The sequence below is a fragment of the Cellulophaga algicola DSM 14237 genome (assembly GCF_000186265.1).
Lineage (GTDB): Bacteria > Bacteroidota > Bacteroidia > Flavobacteriales > Flavobacteriaceae > Cellulophaga > Cellulophaga algicola.
In genome coordinates this window covers 4,206,963-4,228,062 of record NC_014934.1, presented here as the reverse complement: position 1 = coordinate 4,228,062, position 21,100 = coordinate 4,206,963, and the positions used below count along the sequence as shown (strand labels likewise).

Genomic DNA, 21,100 nt, shown 5'->3' with positions numbered 1-21,100 from the left:
TTTAGTGAAGTATAAAGATTCGCACTAGCGTTTACTCAATAATGAAAAAAAGAAAGATTGAAATAATGGATACTACACTCCGCGATGGTGAACAAACCTCGGGAGTGTCGTTTTCAGTTTCAGAAAAATTAAGTCTAGCAAAGTTATTACTAGAAGAGCTAAAGGTAGACCGCATAGAAGTGGCTTCTGCTCGTGTTTCTGATGGCGAATTGCTTGCTGTAAAACAAATTACAAGCTGGGCAAAAGATAATAAATACATTAATAAAGTAGAAGTACTTTCATTTGTAGATAAAGGAGTTTCAATAGATTGGATGCTTGAAGCTGGAGCAAAGGTTCAAAACCTTTTAACCAAAGGATCTCTAAATCATTTAACGCATCAACTTAAAAAAACGCCTACAGAACATTTTGAAGAAATTGCTTCGGTAATTGCATTAGCTACTCAAAATGGAATTGAAACGAATGTATACCTTGAAGATTGGAGTAATGGCATGCGGAACTCTAAATACTATGTATTTCAGTTTTTAGACTTTTTAGCAACGCAACCTGTGAAGCGTATTTTATTGCCAGACACCTTAGGCGTATTAACGCATAATGAAACCTTTGACTTTGTAAAGGCTATTGTGGACAAATATCCTGAACTTCATTTTGATTTTCATGGCCATAATGATTATGATTTAAGTGTTGCCAACGTTATGGAGGCGCTTAGAGCAGGATGCCATGGCTTGCACCTAACTGTAAACGGTATGGGAGAACGCGCCGGTAATGCACCTCTTGCAAGTGTCGTGGCGGTTATTAATGATTTTATGCCAGAGATAGAAACTGGTGTTAAGGAGTCTGCGCTATATAAAGTTAGTAAGTTGGTTTCTGCATTTACAGGTTTTGGTATTCCTGCTAATAAACCTATTGTTGGCGCTAATGTTTTTACACAAACTGCAGGGATTCATGCAGATGGAGACAGTAAAAATAACCTTTACTTTAATGATTTATTACCGGAGCGCTTTGGTCGTAAACGCCAATATGCTTTAGGAAAAACATCTGGTAAAGCCAATATTCAAAAGAATTTACAAGAATTAGGGCTTACTTTAAACAACGATGAATTAAAGAAAGTTACCCAACGTATTATAGAGTTGGGCGACAAGAAAGAACGGGTCACTAAAGATGATCTACCCTATATTATTTCTGATGTTTTAGATAGCGAAGGCTACCAAAGTAAAGCAAAAATAACTTCCTATTTATTATCACATGCAAAAGGCTTACAACCTTCTGCAGCAGTTTCGGTAGAGATTGAAGGAGAATTATACGAAGAACATGCACAAGGAGATGGTCAGTTTGATGCGTTTATGAATGCTTTAAAAAGAGTGTATAAAACAAAGCAAATAGAATTACCTAAGTTGATAGATTATGCGGTTCGTATCCCTCCTGGAAGTAATTCTGATGCATTGTGCGAAACAATTATTACTTGGGATAATCAAGGAAAAGAATATATTACACGTGGCCTAGATTCTGATCAAACCGTATCGGCCATTAAAGCCACAGAAAAAATGTTGAATATTATATAAGAAGAACTGTTCTTAAATTTGTAAACTTGAGAGTTTCAAGATTAGGAGTTTTATTTTTGGAGTATATATTTTAAAATAGATAGAATTAATTAAGACTTAATGTTTAAGTCTTAAGCTTAAAGTAACCTAGAATTATGAAATTAAATATTGCCTTATTAGCTGGAGACGGAATCGGCCCAGAAGTTATAGATCAAGCAGTAAAAGTATCAGATGCCATCGCTAAAAAATACGGTCATGATTTAAGTTGGACGCCAGCTTTAACCGGTGCAGCTGCAATTGATGATTGTGGAGAACCTTATCCAGATAGTACACATGCTGTTTGTGTGGCTGCAGATGCAGTATTATTTGGTGCTATTGGGCACCCTAAATATGATAATGATCCTTCTGCTAAAGTTCGTCCTGAACAAGGATTGCTTAAAATGCGTCAGAAACTTGGGTTGTTTGCTAATGTAAGACCAACCTTTACCTTTCCTTCTTTAATTGATAAATCGCCTTTAAAAAGAGAACGTATTGAAGGAACAGATTTAATAATTCTACGGGAATTAACAGGTGGAATTTACTTTGGTGAAAGAGGTCGTAAAGACAATGGAAATACGGCTTTTGATACCTGTACATATACGCGTGCTGAAGTTACCCGCTTAGCTAAGAAAGGTTTTGAATTAGCGATGACACGTAGCAAGAAATTATGTTGTGTAGATAAAGCTAACGTATTAGAATCTTCAAGGCTTTGGAGAGAAACCGTACAAGCAATGGAAAAAGACTATCCGGAAGTTACAGTGTCTTATGAGTTTGTAGATGCTGTTGCTATGCGTTTGGTACAATGGCCAAATTCATATGATGTGATGATTACAGAAAATTTATTCGGAGACATTCTTACCGATGAAGCATCTGTAATTTCTGGGTCTATGGGCTTAATGCCATCGGCATCTGTAGGTGAAAAAGCAAGGTTATACGAGCCAATTCATGGTTCATACCCACAGGCTGCAGGAAAAGATATTGCAAACCCATTAGCAACAGTACTTTCTGCTGCTATGATGTTTGAAGATTTTGGATTAACACAAGAAGCACAAGATATTAGAGATGTAGTAAATAAATCTCTTGCGGAAGGTATTGTAACAGAAGATTTATCTGAAGATAAAAAAGCGTATAAAACGAGTGAAGTTGGAGATTGGTTAGCTAAAAACATCTAGGCCCAACTTTTAAATAATAAAAAAGCCTCTGAATTAGTTTTCAGAGGCTTTTCTTTTAGGATTAAAAACTTCTTTATGCCTTTACAGCATACATTTTAGCTCTTTGTTCCTTAATACTTTTATCAGACATATAGTCATCAAATGACAAGTAACGGTCAATTGCTCCACTTGGTGTTAGTTCAATTATTCTATTCGCTACCGTTTGTGCAAATTCATGATCATGCGTCGTAAGTAAAATAGTTCCTTTAAAATTCTTCAGTGAATTGTTGAACGCCGTAATACTTTCAAGGTCTAAATGGTTTGTTGGTTCATCTAACATAAGAACATTAGCACGAATCATCATCATTCTACTCAACATACAACGTACCTTTTCACCACCAGATAAAACAGAACATTTTTTTAGGGCCTCTTCACCACTAAACAACATTTTTCCTAAGAAACCACGAACATAAACTTCTTCACGTTCTTCCTCCGTAGTCGCATACTGTCTTAACCAATCTACTAAACTATCGCTGCTTTCAAAAAAAGAATGGTTGTCTGCAGGTAAATAAGACTGGTTTGTAGTAATTCCCCATTGGAATTCTCCACTACCTGGCAATCTATTACCGTTTATTATTTCATAAAAAGCGGTTGTTGCTCTAGAGTCTTTAGAGAATACCGCTACTTTATCTCCTTTTGCAAGGTTAATATTTACATCTTTAAATAATAAATCTCCGTCTTCAGAAGTTGCAGATAGTTTTTCTACATTTAAAATCTGATCTCCAGCCTCTCTTTCACGTTCAAATATAATCGCAGGATACCTTCGGCTAGAAGGTTTAATATCGTCTATCTTTAATTTAGAAAGCATTTTTTTACGTGATGTTGCTTGCTTACTTTTTGCAACGTTAGCACTAAAACGCATAATAAATTCTTGTAATTCTTTAGCTTTCTCTTCAGACTTTTTATTTTGTTGTGCACGTTGTCTTGCAGCTAACTGGCTACTTTCATACCAGAAGGTGTAGTTACCAGAATATAGATTAAGTTTTCCAAAATCAATATCGGCAATATGCGTACAAACAGAATCTAAAAAGTGACGGTCATGCGAAACAACGATTACGGTATTTTCATAATTAGCTAAGAAATGTTCTAACCAACTAATCGTTTCATAATCCAAATCATTGGTAGGTTCATCCATAATCAACACATCAGGATTACCAAAAAGAGCTTGTGCTAATAAAACCCTAACTTTAAGTTTAGAATCCATATCGCCCATATTGGTATAATGCAAATCTGCATCAATCCCTAGGTTAGATAATAAGGCTGCAGCATCACTATCTGCATTCCAACCGTTCATTTCTTCAAACTGAACCTGAAGCTCCCCTATTCGATCTGCATTTTTATCATCATAATCAGCATATAAGGCATCCATTTCTGTTTTAATTGCAGCTAAAGGCTTGTTACCCATCACTACAGTTTCTAAAACAGTAATAGCATCATATTCATTGTGGTTCTGCTCCAGAATAGACATACGTTTTGTAGGCTCTAGAGAAACATGGCCAGAAGTTGGGTCTATTTGACCCGCCATAATTCTTAATAATGTAGATTTCCCTGCGCCATTGGCACCAATAACACCATAACAGTTCCCCTGAGTGAAAGAAATATTCACATCATCAAAAAGAACTCTTTTTCCAAATTGTACCGATAAATTGGATACAGATAACATATACAGTAGTTTAAAATTTGTGCAAAAATAGATAAAATTTACCCTTAAAACTAGTATTAACGCTTATGAAATAGTAAGGAAAATTTATCGAATAATAATTTTAACGGTGCGTTAACAGCATATACATATGGTGTTTATTAAATTCGCTTCCCTAAGAATTGTTGATATATATGTATAAATATTCTTTTTGTCTCTTATTGTTGAGTTTAACTGCTTGTTTTTCAGATGATAAAGACTCCCCTACTATTTTTGCTGGAGAAATTATTAATCCTACGAGTCAAACTGTAATCTTATATAAAGATGATGTTGTTGTAGATTCTGCCCAGTTAGATATGCATAATAGATTTTCTATTAAGCTAAAAAATCTAGAAGAAGGCTTATATAATTTTAGACATGCTCCTCAATATCAATATGTATATTTATCTAAGGGAGACAGTTTATTAGTACGTTTAAATACCATATATTTTGATGAATCTTTAGTATTTTCGGGTAAAGGAGAAGAAATTAATAACTTTTTAATTGAAGTCTTTCTTAATACGGAAGAAGAAGAAAAAGCTGTGAACTCTTATTTTAATTTGAGTCCTGAAATTTTTTCTGCAAAAATAGATTCCCTTCGAGAGACTAAAATTTCACTTTTAGAAGAGTTACGTAAAGATATTGAATTAACCCCTAAGTCTATAGAAATGGCGAAAGCCAGTATAGATTATAGTGCTTATATTAATAAAGAAAAATATCCTTTTAAACACTTAAAAAAGAACAGAGACAATTTAGTAACAGATATTTCTGATGAATTTTATGACTATCGTGACGATTTAAATTTTGATGATAAGGATCTGACATTTTATACCCCTTATTATGATTATATGAAGCGTCATTTTGACAATGTTGCTTTTACACATTGTTCGGAAGATTGCTCTGATGGAGGAAGAGTTATAAAAGATCAATTACATTTTAATCAGCATAAATTAAAGTTAATAGACAGTATCGTTAAAGAGAAGAAATTAAGAGATAATTTATTTAGAAATGTTGCAATGACCTACTTCCTAAAGGTTCATGATAATGTGGAAAACAATAAGCTTTTTTTAGAAAATTTTCATAAACTATCTAATAACAATGATCATATAGCAGAAATACATAGCTTATATGAGAGTGTTATAAAAATGCAACCTAATCATGAATTGCCTCTTGTAAATGTTATTGATAGTGTTGGCAATTCTGTTTCATTAACTTCTTTGGCAGAAGGCAAAGAAAATGTAATCTTTTATTTCTGGACCGTTAATAATCCTAGGCATTTTGAAAATATTACCCGACAAGTATCTAAGCTTGAGAAAATTTATCCTGAAACTAAATTTATAGGAATTAGCCTTAGCGAATTAGATGAAAATTGGAAAAGTATGATTGGTACTTCAGGTATTGGTTTTAAAAATCAATACAGATCAGAAGAAGATAAAAAATTAAGAGCAACCTTAATTATTGATGGTCTTAATAAAGCTATTTTGGTTACAGACGGGATTATTGTAGACGCTTATAAAGATATGTATGCGCTGTAATAACTTTGTAGTGACTATAGAACTTTAGGGTACAAAAAAAACTGCTAACCCTCCCCTAGTTAGCTTTAAGACATAATGAATAGTCTGTTCACTACGTTATTTATGCTTTTGGAGCATAATCTATTTCTTTAATTTTAGTAATATGCTGTACATTAAAATTCTACATTTTTAAAGGACTCTTTACCCGCAATTAAAAAAGAAGTAACTATCTCGTTTTCATATTAAAAGAGATGCTAGCATCCTTTAGCTTATAAGAAGATGTACTCAATATATTTAGAATAAGAAAGCAGAAAGCCGCTAAACATTGTTTAGCGGCTTTCTTATGCTATAAGGAGTACTATTAATTAGTTTCCTTTTTTGTAATCTTCTAAGAATTTAGCTAGGCCAATATCAGTAAGTGGGTGCTTTAATAAACCTTCAATAGAAGATAAAGGACCGGTCATTACATCTGCACCTAATTTAGCACAATCAATAACATGCATTGTGTGTCTAACAGAAGCGGCTAAAATTTGAGTTTCATAACCATAGTTGTCATAAATTAAACGAATTTCTGCAATAAGGTTTAAACCATCTGTAGAAATATCATCTAGACGACCGATGAAAGGAGAAACATAAGTAGCACCTGCTTTTGCAGCCAATAAAGCTTGACCAGGAGAGAATACTAAAGTTAGATTTGTTCTAATCCCTTTATCGCTAAAATACTTACACGCTTTAATACCTTCTTTAATCATTGGTAATTTTACCACGATTTGTTCGTGTAATTCAGCAAGCTCTTCACCTTCTTTAACCATTCCTGCATAATCGGTAGCAATTACTTCTGCAGAAACATCACCATCAACAATATTGCAAATGTCTACATAGTGCTTTAGGATGTTATCTCTACCTGTAATGCCTTCTTTTGCCATTAAAGATGGGTTTGTGGTAACACCATCTAAAACACCTAATTCTTGAGCTTCTTTAATTTGAGCAAGATTTGCTGTATCTATAAAAAATTTCATGCTTCTATTTTTAGTATTATTAATTGAAAATCTATGAGTTACAAAGCTACAATTTATAATGGTTTATGAGTAATTTCTCGTACACTTTATCTGGAAGAATATTTTTTAGTAAAAGAGAAAATTTCTGCATAAAATCTCCCACCTTATAATGTACTTTTGGATTAGCCTTATTTATAATAGCAAATACCTTATGCGCTACCTGCATGGGGTTGCCACCGCTATCTACATCATTGTTTATAGCATCTAAAGTTGTGCGATACGGTTTCTCATAGGGGGAGTCTTTTATTACGGGTGCATGATAACGTCCAGAAGCAATATTCGTAGCAAAATCTCCTGGAGCTAAATTAGTCATTTGAACACCAAAATCTTTAATTTCCATGCGCATGGCTTCAGTTACTAACTCTAAAGCTCCTTTTGTGGCCGAATAAATACCGCGGTAAGGCAGTCCCATAAACCCTGCAATAGAAGTAATATTAATAACAAGTCCCGATTTCTGAATTCGCATTTGTGGCAATACCGCTTTTATCATTCGGATAGGGCCATGAAAATTAGTGTCAAATGCTTTAACAATTTCAGCATTAGGAGTTTCTTCTATAGGTCCTGTAATCCCTATTCCTGCATTATTTACTAAAACATCAATTCTACCCTCACGTTTTATTAATTCTAAAATGGCAGCAGTTATGGTCTCTTCTTTTTTTACATCTAATTCTAATAAATCAAATGCATCAAAATCAGGATATTTAATTTTACTTCTGGTAGTACCGTATACTTTAAAACCTTTCGACTTAAGAAAAATACCAATAGATTTACCTATACCTGATGAACCACCAGTAATTAAAACAACTTTTTGTTCCATAACAAATTTTAATGGATACAAAGAAACGAATAATAAATAAGGAGAAAAAAGGAGTAGTAAATTAATGAAGAATAAAAAATGGCAAGCTACCTACGTCGCACCGCTACGACTACATACCCTTGCTGCGTTCCCACCCTGGGGGATTCTGCAGGAGCTGGTCGCGTAGGACTTGCCGCTGCAAATATACAATGTTTTAATTTTTTCACAATCATTTTAGATTCTAAATTTAAATAAATACCTTGCCAGTAAATAGAATTATAGCTATCTAATTGAAAGCCAAATTCTTGAACAATTAATTTTTTCTTTACAGCCTAAAAAAAATTTAAAAATCACTAAATGAAATCTATTTTTTCTATTACTTCACTCCTATTAATCATTATTTTGAATGCTTGTGGAAGCAGTAATGCTGTTCCTGCAGATTTATTTGAAATACAATTGACAGGTAATAAAACAGAATTTCAGCAAAATGAAGCTGTTGGCATTTCTTTGAAAAATAAAAAAGGTCTCGAAGTAGAGAGTATTTTGTACTCAATTAATGACCAGCCCTTAAAGGTAGAAAATGATCAAATAGTTTTTGATATGCCACATTTGGGCGAAAAAACCATTACCGCTACCATAGCATACGAGGGTAAGACAGGTAATATTCAAAAAAACATTAAAATATTAGCAGCAAAAGGTCCTGAAGTATATACCTATGAAATTATTAATGAATATCCTCATGACCAAAAAGCATTTACCCAAGGCTTAGAATTTTATAAGGATACACTTTATGAAAGTACAGGTAGGAAAGGACAATCATTTTTACGAAAATTAGATTTTAAAACAGGTAAGGTTTTTAAGCAGGCAGATTTAGATAAGCAGTATTTTGGGGAAGGACTTACCATATTGAATGATAAAATTTACATGCTTACTTGGCAAAGCGGTTTAGGTTTTATATATGATGTAAATACTTTAGAAAAAATTGATAGCTTTAAATATGGAGCTAGTAAAGAAGGTTGGGGTCTTACTAATGATGGAGAACGATTGTATAAGAGCGATGGAAGTGAAAAAATATGGTTGCTTAATCCTGAAACATTGGTAGAAGAGGATCACATAGAAACCGTAACGAATAAATCTATATTTAATAAAACAAATGAGTTAGAATATGTAGACGGACTCATATATGCCAATGTATGGCAAAAAGAGAGCATGATGATTATTGATGCTGTTAGTGGTGCAATAATTGGTGTAATAAACTTTGGAGGTTTAAAAGATAAAGTAACAAAGCATGCAGATTTAGATGTTTTAAATGGTGTTGCTTATAACCCTAAAAGAGGGACTTTTTTTGTTACTGGAAAAAATTGGGATAAATTATTTGAAGTAAAAATAATTAAAAAATAATGCCAAAATCTTTTCATAAAACGATACAGGTTACAGCAGATGATTTAGACGATTTGAATCATGTAAATAATGTACGTTATGTACAGTGGATTCAGGATATAGCTAAAGAACATTGGCAAGAAAAAGCACCAATAGAGCTTTTAGAACAGTGCATATGGGTGGTAAAAAGCCATTATATTGAATATAAAAAAGCCGCTTTTCTTAATGATAGTATTGAGATAAAAACGTACATAAAAGAATCTAAAGGAGCGCTGTCTGTTCGTGTGGTAGAAATGCATGATAAAGAATCTAAGCAATTACTTTTAAAATCGAAAACAGAATGGGTTCTATTAGATACTAAAAGTAATAGACCAATCAGAGTTTCTGAGGCTATTATTGCAATTTTCAAGTAAATCATATTTATGAAAACCATCCAGTTTCGTATTTTCTATTTTCTAACACTTTTTGTTCTAATTCTATTATGGAGTTCTTGCCGAAAAGATTTTGATTACGAAAACACTACTGGAAATCTATCTTTTTCTAAAGACACAGTCTATCTAGATACTGTTTTTGCAAATATAGGGAGCAGTACCTATTCATTAAAAGTATATAATAGAAGCAATAAAGACCTTCAAATTCCATCTATAACACTAGAAAACGGATTAGAGAGTGCTTACCGCATAAATGTAGATGGGCAAGCTGGAACTGAATTTTTGAATGTACCTCTTTTGGCAAAGGATAGCTTATATATCTTTATAGAAGCTACATTTGATAGTGCCGCAACCAACCAAAATGAATTTTTATACATAGATGCCTTACGTTTTGATACAGGTATATACGAACAGAAAGTTCCCGTAGTCACCCTTGTCAAAGACGCTATATTTCTATTCCCAGCGGCAGGTCATGAAGAAAATTTAGTACTAGGTACAGACCGTAATGGAGAAGAAATAAAAGTAGCTAGTTTTGAATTGAGTGATGATCAATTGAATTTTACAAATGAAAAAGCTTATGTTATCTATGGGTATGCAACGGTACCAAAAAACAAAACACTGACTATTGCTGCAGGATCAAGAGTATTTTTTCATGAAAATTCTGGCTTATATATTCAGGAAAATAGTAACCTCCATATAGAGGGGCAGAAAAGCAAGGACTCTATAGCACTAGAAAATGAAGTCATTTTTGAGGGAGACCGATTAGAACCTGAGTATGCTACGACAGCTGGACAATGGGGTACCATTTGGTTTAATGCTCGTAGTCTTGGCAACCATATAAATTATCTGACGGTTAAAAATGCAAACATAGGATTAGTAGTCAACGGAGATCACACGAATACCACTCTAAATTTAACGCTAAAAAACACTCAAGTTTACAATAGTTCTTCTATTAATTTATGGGTTAAAGGAGCTTTTATAAATGCAGAAAATGTAGTTCTGGCAAACTCGGGTGCTTCTTCTGTACTTATGACAGGAGGAACTATGCAACTTACGCATGCAACTATTGCTAACTACTGGTCAAGTGGCAGTAGTTCTGGATATGCATTACAAATAACAAACGAAGAGAACGAAACAAGTTTTGCTAGTTTAGGAAATTGTATTATTGATGGAAATAGCACTACAGAATTATCTTTATTAAATTTTGATAGCAGTACAGATTCTTTAAAATTTAGTTTAACCAACTGTATCTTAAAAATAAACAAAGAGCGCTTTGTAGCTAATCCCTTATATGATTTTCAGAATAGTAACCGCTACACCAATGTCTTTTTTAATGAGGCTTCTGAATTTGTAAGTCCTACCACAAATAATTTCTCATTAAAATCTAGTTCATTTGCTCTTGGCAAGGGAGATGCCACCATAGCTAATCAAGTTCCCTTAGCTATAAATGAAGTAGATCGTACTACAGCTCCCGATATTGGAGCGTATCAGTATACTTTTAAATAAAGTAGATAAATTTTATAGAGGTCAGTAGCTAACTTCGTATCTTGATACTCAGTAAATATATTAAATTATGGATATTTTCAAGGGTCAAAATCTTCTAGAGTTCTCTGATTGCTTCAAAACGGACAATGATTGCAAAGAATATTTAGCAAATATTAAGTCTAAAACCCCTTTTAAATGTTCTAGATGCAATCATATAGCCTGTCAAACACGTGCTGATTTCTCTAGGCAATGTAATATTTGTAGACATACAGAATCCGCAACAGCAGATACATTATTTCACAAGGTAAAGTTTGGTGTTCGCAAAGCATTTTTTATTTGTTTTGAGATGGCTACAAGCACGAAAAGCTTATCTGCAAGTTATATGGGAGTACGTTACGGAGTAACAGAAAAAACAGCTAGACTTTTTATGCTTAAGGTCAGAGAAGCTATGTCTTCGAGTGGGAATAATCCTATGGACGGAGTTGTTCATGTAGATGAATTTGTTTTAGGGGGCAGAGAAGAAACAAAAGTTGGCAGAAGCTACAATGCTAAGAAAAAGAAGGCGGTTACAGCTGTTCAGCTTACAGAAGATGGAAAGGTAAAAAGAATGTATGCTATGAAAATAGATGATTTTTCAGCACAATCCTTACAATATATTTTTGTCAACCATATCAGCCGAAACGCAAAGATTACTACAGATAAATGGAGAGGCTATAGTCCTATTGCAAAGGCTTACGACATCACACAAATAGAAAGTAATGGAGGGTTAAATTTTAAAGCGCTTCATACAATGATACATCAGGTTAAATCTTGGATAAGAACAACTTATTCTTGGGTTAGTGACAATAATTTAAATAGATATTTCAATGAATTTTGTTTTAGAATAAACAGATCTCAAAGTAAAGCTACAATATTCAATAATCTTATTGTTAAAATGGTCAATAATGATAAAATCAATCAAGCTGAATTAATAAGTAATTAACTACTGACCTCTAAAATTTTATTAAATCGCATTGTTTTTCTGCTGTTTTAGAACCAAAACCCTTGAAAGTCAAAGGTTTTCGTGCAGTCTGTTGTTCGTAACATATAGTAATTTGCGAACAAATTCAATTTCATGGAATACAATTATACCATTATAAATTCCGACAATACGTTTAGCCATACACTTAGAACTCAGTTAGTAAACTTTAAAGAGTTTAACTGTGCAGGGGTAGCTGAAAATTGTTCAGAAGGATTGAATATTATCCTGAAAGAATTACCCGAGATTGTTTTTATAAATTTAAATGATAAGGCAGAAGCTTGTTTTATGATGGTGATGGAATTACACCAATATTTAAAATATATCCCTGTATTTATTGGCATTTCAAAGAGTAAAGATTATGCCTATAAAGCAATTAAAAATGGATTTTTTGATTACTGGTTGCAACCCTTGAATGAATTTGATATTCGAAAATCGGTATTAAAATTACAGAAAAGAGATTTAAAAAACGAGTGTATAAATACAACACTATGCTTAAAATCTTACAAAGATTACCGGTATATAAATACAAGTGAAATTCTTTATTTAAAAGCAGACAATAACACCACAGATGTTTTTTTAAATGACGGTACTATTATTAGTGCTTTTAAAACTTTAAAAACATTTGAAGATAGACTGCCCAGTAATTTTATAAGGATTCATCAAAGCTATATTCTCAACACCGATTATATTTCTAGAATTAACTATGGTAAATCAATCTGTACTATAAAGAATAATAACACCACACTCCCCTTCTCTAAATCTTACAAGTCAAATATAGATGAAGTAAAGAAAATACTAACCAAAACGACAATTAACGCTTTAAATTAAGTAAATTCTTACAAAATATAGGTGAATACTCACGGAATAAGCCTGTTTACTTCAACAAATTTCAGGATACTATAAAAAATATAGTTGCGCTATACTTTTGATTTCAAATTAGATAACCAATTTAAATCAAAGATAGTATGAAAAAATTAGTAGCAGTATTCGCAGTAGTAGTTTTAAGTTTAGGGATGTTTTCTTGTACATCTGAAGCTAGTCAAGATGAAGATCAATTGTATGTAAACTCACCAATTGCCTGTGATGATTGTGGACATGTTACCACAAAAGGAAATTAAGTTATGCAATTACCAATAATTGAAGCTTTAAATAAATCATTTATTTAAAGCTTTTTTTTATCTTGTACGCTCAATTATTTAAATGCAAACAAGCAAATTTATATACTTTAAGACACCTATATATATACTTTTAGTGCTCTTTCTTTTTTCTTGCACTAAAAATGATTCTTCAACACAAGAAAATAGTAGTACTGAAATTATTCAAGATTCTTTATTTACCCTCGTAAATAGTAGCTCAGATACCAACCTTAATCTTGAAGAAAGAAAGAAAATAATCCAAGAAGCTTTTTATAAAGTTAACCTACTTCGCACAGATTCCATCAAATTAAAACATTTAACTAACTTATCTTATAATTCCATTCAGTTAAAAGATTCTATCTTTTTCAGAACAATTAACAAAGAAACGATTGAATTAGCCAAAAAACAAAAAGATTCTGTGGCCATGGCAGAAGCGTACTGGGATCTGGGGATCTATTTAGAGAACACTAAATTAATAGATAGTACCTATTATTATTATAATGAAGCATTAACGATATATTCAAAACTGAAGAATCAAAAGAAAATGGCTTTCCTCTTTAATTCGATTAGTACTATTCAACGAAAATTAGGGGACTATGCAGGTGCTGAGCAAACCACAATTAAAGCTTTAGAAATTTTTAAAAAGTCTAAAAATTTTTTAGGAATGTCTAATAGCTATAATAGTTTAGGATCTATCACCCATTCTTTAGGAGACATCGAAAAGGCGATTCAATATTATCAAAAAGCTAGTAGTTATTTAGATTCTATACCGGAAGACGTGTCTATTAATAGAGTTTATATCACTAACAACATCGGTGTCTCTAATATGTTGTTAAACCAATATAGAGAAGCCGAAAATAGTTTTGAAAAAGTAGTTAATTTTGAAAATTTAAGAGCTACAAATCCTGAATTCTTAGCAAAAGCGATGGTTAACTTGGCCAATGCCAAAAAAAAGCAATTTAGTACAGAAGACTTAGAACCTCAGTATTTAGCAGCTCTAGAAATAACCAAAGAATACAATAATATCTTTAGCGAAGCCACTTCCACAGGTCACTATGCACAATATTTAGCTTACAAAAAAGACACGATAAAAGCTGTGAAAATGGCCAAAATTGCATTGGTGTTTTCTGAGAAAGCAGAAAATTTTGAAAGCTTACTTAGAACGCTAAATTTCTTAACATTAGTAGATAAAAAAAATGCATCTACCTACGCACAAGAATACTTTGTTATTGATAAAAAGCTACAAGAAGATGAACGAAAATTACGAGATAAATTTGCTCGTATACGTTTTCAAACAGATGAATTTATAGAACGTAATGAACTTCTAGCAAAACAAAATGTATTATTAACCCGAGAAAAACGCTTATGGAGCGCACTAGCTGTACTAGGTTTAATTGGTATTGTAGCTATATTAATTATTGTAATACAACGGATAAAGAATAACAATCTTCGTTTTAAACAGCAACAGCAAGAGAGTAATCTTGAAATATTTAATCTGTTATTAGTACAGCAAAGTAAATTTGATGAAGGAAAAAAAATAGAACAAGAACGCATTTCACAAGAATTACATGATGGGTTCTTAAATAAAATTTTAGGAATACGACTGGTTTTACTCGGTCTTAATAAAAGGCAGGACGAGACATCTATAGCCCAGAGAGCCGAAGTTATAACACAGTTAGCAGATTTATCAGAAGAGATTAGAAGTATTTCTCATGAGCTAAATGAGGCCGCTTTTCAAAAAATGCAAAACTTTATGGAAGCTATTAAATCTTTGATAAAAACGTTTCAAACAGGATCAGAGACACTTAAATACTCCTTTAAATTCAATACAGATCTGGACTGGGATAGCCTTGATAGTACTTTAAAAATTAATCTATATAGAATTGTTCAAGAAAGTATTCAAAACTGTATCAAACATGCGGAAGCAAGTACTATTTTCGTTAATTTTGATGTAGTAGATAGTTCGTTAATGGTTACTATAGAAGATAATGGCAAAGGTTTTGATAGTAAAAGATCTAAAAAAGGAATTGGATTCCGTAATATTTCTTCTAGATTGAAAAAATTAAATGGTTCATTAGTTGTGGACAGTGTTATGGGTTCCGGAACAAAATTAGTTTTAAAGATTCCGTACCAAAATGAAATTGATAAAATAGCATAGCTTAAAATAGTAATTAAATGAAGACCCTAAAAATCTTAGCCGTAGATGATCATCAAATGACGATGATAGGATACAAATATATTCTTGAAGATGCTGAATTTGATGACTTTGTTGTTGAAATGGACATGGCAACAACCTTTAAAGAAGGAAAAGAAAAAATTGAACTTTCGGTAACTAGTAATAATTTATATGATTTAATTCTATTAGATATACAGTTATCTCCAGTAGTTGATGGTGTACCTAGTACAGGTCAAGATTTAGGCGTTATCGCACGTAATATTGCACCTTCTTCTAAGATTGTATTTCTATCTTCTTTTAGTGATAACTATAGAATTAATAGCATCCTAAGAACTGTAAATCCTGAAGGATACATGGTTAAAACAGAAATCAATGAGTTTGTATTAAAAGAAATGGTAGAAACTGTCCTTACTTCTCCCCCTTATTATACAAAAAAAGCATTGATTGCTATTCGAAATAAAATGTCGACTAATATACATTTAGACGATACAGACATTAAGATTTTATATTATTTATCTATAGGTACACGTACTAAAGATATGGTAGAATACGTACCACTATCTATTAGTGCTATTGAAAATAGAAAGCGTCAAATTAAAGAGATTTTTAGCGTTGAAAATGAAAATGACAATGCCTTAATCGCCTCTGCTAAAGAAAAAGGATTTATTTAACCTCTAAAAAATAAAATTTTAGCATTATAAATCACTTACAATCAAATAATTATATTTTCCTAAACGAAAACCTTTGAAAGTCAAAGGTTTTCGTGCAGTCTAAGCTTCAGATTATAAACTAATTTTGTTTTATAGCTTATAAAGAGAAAAATGTCGTCTAAAAATAATAAACCTCGAAAAAAAATACTGGCTTTCGGATCCGAGGAGAATAAAATTCTTGGTTTAGATGCCTTTATGTTGAAAATTGAAAAATATTTTTTTTGTAATGTATCTATCGTTAGTGAAGATACTTCTGTAACAAAAAATGATTTGGTTCTAGACATCAACTTTAATTTTAATATCAAACAAGGACTTTCTATTCTAGCCGAAGGTAAATTAGAGGGGCATGATTTAATGCTTAAAAATGAAGATGGTCATTTCTTTTTTACAGCTCTTGAAAAATTGCGTAATGCATCAAGAAATACTTTTGATATTAAGGAATTGAACTTAATTTTTGAGGATTGTACTATAATAATTTATAGGATTTTTGAAAATAGCATTCCATTAGAAATTGATAAGCTTATTTTAGAATTACATAAAAACTATATTTATTACACTAAAGGTTTATCACAACTACCTTATGAAATACATATTCCTGTTTTAGAGAAAAGTAATTTTTTAAATAAAAAAACGTTATTGAATTGTAATACTAAAGAAATAGACCAAAAGAACTATAATGGTTTTTGGGGCTTATATTTTGATAGCATCGTAGATAGTGAGATTTATGACTCTCAATCAAAAGAAATTATATATGGTAAATTAACCATGTTAGAGTAATACCTAGGGCTTAAGTCAAGTTGTTGAAATATACGCTGTAGTATATTTATAAATAACAAGATTTTCGGGGACTAGTGTTTTTTAGTTTGAAACCTAAGAGAAAAGCCATTAAATTAATTTTTAATGGCTTTTTGAATATAAGTATATTAATTTTTAATTAACAAGCATAGAAAAGTTCTCTATGACTCATCAATTCATTTACTTTAGTTCTTACTTCTTCTATAACATCCTCATTATCAGCATTCATTAGTACTTCATCTATAAAGTCAACAATTGTAGACATATCATCTTCTTTTAAGCCTCTGGTTGTAATTGCAGCTGTACCAAAACGAATTCCTGAAGTTATAAATGGTGATTTATCATCAAAAGGAACCATATTTTTATTTGCGGTAATATCTGCTTTAACTAAAGTGTTTTCTGCATCTTTACCCGTAATGTCTTTATTTCTCAGATCAATTAACATCATATGATTATCTGTTCCTCCAGAAATAATTTCATATCCTTTTTTAATGAATGCCTTAGCCATAGCATCAGCATTTTTCTTCACTTGTAAAATATATGTCAAATATTCATCTGTTAATGCTTCACCAAAAGCAATAGCTTTAGCTGCAATGATGTGTTCTAAAGGTCCTCCTTGATTTCCAGGAAATACCGCTAAATCTAATAAAGCAGACATTTTTCTAAGCGTACCATTTTTTAATTTAATTCCGAAAGGATTGTCAAAATCTTTCCCCATTAATATTAGTCCACCTCTAGGTCCTCTTAATGTTTTATGTGTTGTTGTCGTAACAATATGACAATGAGGAATTGGGTCATTTAAAATTCCTTTAGCTATTAAGCCAGAAGGGTGAGAGATATCAGCTAATAAAAGTGCACCAACACTATCTGCAATTACTCTAAAACGTTCAAAATCTATATCTCTAGAATATGCAGAAGCACCAGCAATAATCATTTTTGGTTGTTCTTTTTCTGCTATTTCCTGAATTTTATCATAATTTAAAACTCCAGTTTCTTTTTCAACACCGTAAAATACAGGGTTGTATATTCTACCTGAAAAATTTACAGGTGATCCATGTGTTAAGTGCCCTCCGTGAGAAAGGTCAAATCCTAAAATAGTATCCCCAGGTTTTAAACACGCATGGTAAACAGATGCATTAGCTTGTGAACCAGAATGTGGTTGCACATTTGCATAGGCTGCACCAAATAATTGTTTAGCTCTGTCAATTGCAATTTGCTCCACAACATCTACAACCTCACAACCACCATAATACCGTTTTCCTGGATAGCCTTCAGCATATTTATTGGTTAATACAGAACCTGCAGCTTCCATTACTTGATCACTTACAAAGTTCTCAGAAGCAATAAGTTCTATTCCATTAATTTGGCGCTGTTTCTCTTCAGCAATTAGTTCAAAAATTTGATTGTCGCGTTGCATAATAAATAAACTGTTAAATGAGATGCAAAAATACGAATTGACCCTCGTTAATTGGAAGAAAATAATATATTTGATTATAGAACTTATTAAACACTAATTAACAATTTTGATATGCCCATAAAAACTAACGATCCAAATAAAAAAACATGGATACCTGTACCCGAAAACTCTGATTTTCCTATTCAAAATATTCCATTTGGTGTCTTTTTGACTAGAGACGATGTAATAACTATTGGTACTCGTATAGGGAACCATGCCATAGATTTAGGAGCGTTGCATCAATTGGGGTATTTTAAAGATATTCCCTTAACAGATGATATTTTTTTACAAGATACATTGAATGATTTTATCTCTGACGGCCAAAAAACATGGCGTTTGGTTCGGAACCGTATATCTGATATTTTTGATAAAGATAACGGGTCTTTAAGAGATAATGACGACCATAAAAAAGTAGTTCTTTTTACCATGGAAGAAATTGAAATGCAACTGCCAGTACTCATTGGTGATTATACTGATTTCTATTCTAGCAAAGAACACGCAACTAATGTGGGTACTATGTTTAGAGACCCAAACAATGCCTTATTACCAAACTGGCTTCATATTCCAGTAGGGTATCACGGTAGAAGTTCTTCTATTGTAACGAGTGATACACCGGTTAGGAGACCTATGGGACAAACAATGCCTGCGGGCGCAGAAACTCCTGTATTTGGGCCTTCAAAATTAGTAGATTTTGAGCTAGAAATGGCTTTTATTACTACAGATGCCAATGTTTTAGGAGAACCAATTCCTGTAGACGAAGCTGAAGAATATATCTTCGGAATGGTTTTATTTAATGATTGGAGTGCTAGAGATATTCAAAAATGGGAATATGTACCGTTAGGTCCGTTTTTAGCTAAAAACTTTGCATCATCAATATCACCATGGATTGTAACTATGGATGCTTTACAACCTTTTAAAGTAGACAGCCCAGCACAAGATCCTAAGCCACTACCCTATTTAGTTCAAGAAAATGGTAATAAAAGTTATGACATTCACTTAGAAGTAGATATTATACCAGAAAATAGTACAGCGACTACGGTCACAAAATCTAATTTTAAATACATGTATTGGACCATGTCTCAACAATTAGCACACCATACCATTAATGGTTGTAATGTAAATAGTGGTGATCTAATGGGAAGCGGAACAATATCTGGACCCACACCAGATTCTTATGGTTCTATGCTAGAGTTAAGTTGGGGTGGTAAAAATACAGTTCCTTTAAATGACGGTTCAACAAGAAAATTTATAGAAGATAATGATACTGTAGTTATTAAAGGATTCTGTAAAAATGATGCTATAAGAATTGGTTTTGGTGAAGTATCAACAAAATTATTACCAGTTTTTCAAGCTAAGAAAAAGTAGTAACCATTTAGGTTAAGTAGCATTTTTACATACTAGAAGTGTATCATTAACGTTTTCATATTAAAATATGGCATGGCTATTGAAAATAGTTCCATGAAACCCATAAATAATTATTATGAAAAAAATTCTACTTGCAACCAGTATACTTTTTTTTATATCCTGTGGAGGTGTAAAAAAAACACAAGAAGCATTAAATTCGGGAAATTATTCTAGTGCCATTAACAAGGCACTAGATAATTTGGTCGATAATAAAACAAAGAAAGGAAATCAACCTTATATCTTATTATTAGAAGAAGCTTTTAAAAAAAATACAGCGCGGGAATTGAAGCAAATTGCCTTCTTACAAAAAAGTAATAATGCTGCAAATTATGAGCAGATTTATACGAGCTATGTACAGCTAAAACAAATTGAAGAACGAATCCAGCCGCTATTGCCTTTGACAATTTATGAGGAAGGCCGTGAAGCCAAATTTTCGTTTAAAGATTATGATGCTAAGATAATTGCCACAAAAGATCAATTATCAGCTTATTTATATACCAACGCTTCCAAGCTTCTAGATCAGTCTTTAGAAAAAAATGATTTTAGAAAAGCGTATGATGACTTGTTATATTTAGAGAAACTGAATCCAGGATATAAAAACACAAGTGCTAAAATTAAAGAAGCACACCTAAAAGGAATCGATTATGTACAGGTGCGTTTGTTTAATGATACCCAACAAATTATCCCTAGTAGATTAGAAGAAGATTTGCTGAATTTTAATACGTTTGGCTTAAATAATTTATGGACAGAATACCATACCAATGCTATTGACAACATACCCTATGATTATGAAATGGATGTAGTTTTTAAAAATATTTCTATTTCTCCTGAACAAATTAAGGAAAAACAAATAAGTAAAGAAAAACAAATTAAAGACGGGTATACTTATGCATTAGATCGTAGCGGTAATCAGGTTAAAGATAGTTTAGGAAACAGAATCAAAATTGATAAATTTAAAACTGTTAAGTGCGATTTTTATCAGTTTACACAGTTTAAATCAGCAGAAGTTGCTGGTCAAGTTAATTTTTTAGATTTAAAAACTAAGCAACAAATAAACACCTACCCATTAGCAAGTACATTTGTTTTTGAACATAGCTACGCAAAGTATAGTGGTGATAAATTGGCGCTAGATAATGAGTTAATTTCTTTATTGAGTTTAGCTGCAGTATCTTTTCCTTCTAATGAGCAAATGGTCTATGACGCTGGAGAAGATTTAAAAGCGAATCTTAAAGGAATTATTACGAGGCATCAGTTCAATTAAAACTAATAATA

General features: G+C 32.1%; 18 protein-coding genes and 1 other RNA gene. 14 read left to right on the top strand and 5 right to left on the bottom strand.

The window, feature by feature from the left end; translation table 11 throughout:
- Positions 1–41 precede the first annotated feature (41 nt).
- Both CELAL_RS18380 and leuB read left to right on the top strand, forming a co-directional pair.
- Entirely contained in the window at positions 42–1,559 is a 1,518-nt protein-coding gene (locus tag CELAL_RS18380; protein ID WP_013552396.1) for an alpha-isopropylmalate synthase regulatory domain-containing protein, read from the top strand.
- Positions 1,560–1,693: 134 nt separating this feature from the next.
- A complete protein-coding gene (gene leuB, locus CELAL_RS18375) occupies positions 1,694–2,749 on the top strand; it encodes a 3-isopropylmalate dehydrogenase (protein ID WP_013552395.1) in 1,056 nt (351 codons plus the stop codon).
- 73 nt (positions 2,750–2,822) lie between these two features.
- Here leuB and CELAL_RS18370 read toward each other — a convergent pair whose 3' ends face one another.
- Positions 2,823–4,451, bottom strand: a complete 1,629-nt coding sequence (locus tag CELAL_RS18370; RefSeq protein WP_013552394.1) for an ABC-F family ATP-binding cassette domain-containing protein — start codon at positions 4,449–4,451, stop codon at positions 2,823–2,825.
- A 170-nt stretch (positions 4,452–4,621) separates the two neighbouring features.
- Here CELAL_RS18370 and CELAL_RS18365 point away from each other — a divergent pair, with 170 nt between their 5' ends.
- The gene (locus CELAL_RS18365; RefSeq protein WP_013552393.1) at positions 4,622–6,001 is read left to right on the top strand and encodes a transaldolase; all 1,380 of its coding nucleotides are present in this window, start codon (positions 4,622–4,624) and stop codon (positions 5,999–6,001) included.
- Between the two features lie 344 nt (positions 6,002–6,345).
- Here CELAL_RS18365 and fsa read toward each other — a convergent pair whose 3' ends face one another.
- The 3 genes from fsa to ffs all read right to left on the bottom strand — a co-directional run bounded on the left by fsa (position 6,346) and on the right by ffs (position 8,030).
- Complete coding sequence (fsa, locus tag CELAL_RS18360) at positions 6,346–6,999, bottom strand: fructose-6-phosphate aldolase (RefSeq protein ID WP_013552392.1); 654 nt, start codon at positions 6,997–6,999, stop codon at positions 6,346–6,348.
- Positions 7,000–7,045: 46 nt separating this feature from the next.
- Positions 7,046–7,855, bottom strand: coding sequence for an SDR family oxidoreductase (locus CELAL_RS18355; RefSeq protein WP_013552391.1), 810 nt, complete (start codon positions 7,853–7,855; stop codon positions 7,046–7,048).
- Positions 7,856–7,931: 76 nt separating this feature from the next.
- Positions 7,932–8,030: signal recognition particle sRNA small type (ffs, locus tag CELAL_RS21730), an RNA gene on the bottom strand.
- 161 nt (positions 8,031–8,191) lie between these two features.
- Between ffs and CELAL_RS18350 the strand changes: the two genes are divergently transcribed.
- The 9 genes from CELAL_RS18350 to CELAL_RS18315 all read left to right on the top strand — a co-directional run bounded on the left by CELAL_RS18350 (position 8,192) and on the right by CELAL_RS18315 (position 16,950).
- Positions 8,192–9,235 carry a glutaminyl-peptide cyclotransferase gene (locus CELAL_RS18350; RefSeq protein WP_013552390.1) on the top strand — a complete coding sequence of 348 codons (1,044 nt, stop codon included), beginning with the start codon at positions 8,192–8,194 and terminating at the stop codon, positions 9,233–9,235.
- Entirely contained in the window at positions 9,235–9,627 is a 393-nt protein-coding gene (locus CELAL_RS18345; protein ID WP_013552389.1) for an acyl-CoA thioesterase, read from the top strand. The genes CELAL_RS18350 and CELAL_RS18345 overlap by 1 nt, the downstream gene beginning before the upstream one ends.
- A gap of 9 nt (positions 9,628–9,636) precedes the next feature.
- On the top strand, positions 9,637–11,151 hold the full coding sequence (locus tag CELAL_RS18340; RefSeq protein ID WP_013552388.1) for a hypothetical protein: 1,515 nt from the start codon (positions 9,637–9,639) through the stop codon (positions 11,149–11,151).
- Positions 11,152–11,218: 67 nt separating this feature from the next.
- Positions 11,219–12,112: an IS1595-like element ISCal1 family transposase gene (locus tag CELAL_RS18335; protein WP_013548995.1), complete on the top strand. Its 894-nt coding sequence runs from the start codon at positions 11,219–11,221 to the stop codon at positions 12,110–12,112.
- Positions 12,113–12,244: 132 nt separating this feature from the next.
- Positions 12,245–12,979 (top strand): LytR/AlgR family response regulator transcription factor, encoded by a 735-nt coding sequence (locus CELAL_RS18330; protein WP_013552387.1) that lies wholly within the window; start codon positions 12,245–12,247, stop codon positions 12,977–12,979.
- A gap of 137 nt (positions 12,980–13,116) precedes the next feature.
- A complete protein-coding gene (locus tag CELAL_RS22415) occupies positions 13,117–13,269 on the top strand; it encodes a hypothetical protein (protein WP_013552386.1) in 153 nt (50 codons plus the stop codon).
- A gap of 133 nt (positions 13,270–13,402) precedes the next feature.
- The gene (locus CELAL_RS18325) at positions 13,403–15,445 is read left to right on the top strand and encodes a tetratricopeptide repeat-containing sensor histidine kinase (protein ID WP_169311411.1); all 2,043 of its coding nucleotides are present in this window, start codon (positions 13,403–13,405) and stop codon (positions 15,443–15,445) included.
- Positions 15,446–15,462: 17 nt separating this feature from the next.
- A complete protein-coding gene (locus CELAL_RS18320; protein WP_013552384.1) occupies positions 15,463–16,134 on the top strand; it encodes a response regulator in 672 nt (223 codons plus the stop codon).
- Positions 16,135–16,284: 150 nt separating this feature from the next.
- Positions 16,285–16,950 (top strand): hypothetical protein, encoded by a 666-nt coding sequence (locus CELAL_RS18315; RefSeq protein ID WP_013552383.1) that lies wholly within the window; start codon positions 16,285–16,287, stop codon positions 16,948–16,950.
- 157 nt (positions 16,951–17,107) lie between these two features.
- Here CELAL_RS18315 and glyA read toward each other — a convergent pair whose 3' ends face one another.
- Complete coding sequence (glyA, locus tag CELAL_RS18310; RefSeq protein WP_013552382.1) at positions 17,108–18,385, bottom strand: serine hydroxymethyltransferase; 1,278 nt, start codon at positions 18,383–18,385, stop codon at positions 17,108–17,110.
- 111 nt (positions 18,386–18,496) lie between these two features.
- On the opposite strand from glyA, the gene fahA reads away from it, so the two are divergent.
- Both fahA and CELAL_RS18300 read left to right on the top strand, forming a co-directional pair.
- On the top strand, positions 18,497–19,789 hold the full coding sequence (fahA, locus tag CELAL_RS18305) for a fumarylacetoacetase (protein ID WP_013552381.1): 1,293 nt from the start codon (positions 18,497–18,499) through the stop codon (positions 19,787–19,789).
- Between the two features lie 115 nt (positions 19,790–19,904).
- Positions 19,905–21,089 carry a hypothetical protein gene (locus CELAL_RS18300; RefSeq protein ID WP_013552380.1) on the top strand — a complete coding sequence of 395 codons (1,185 nt, stop codon included), beginning with the start codon at positions 19,905–19,907 and terminating at the stop codon, positions 21,087–21,089.
- Positions 21,090–21,100 lie beyond the last annotated feature (11 nt).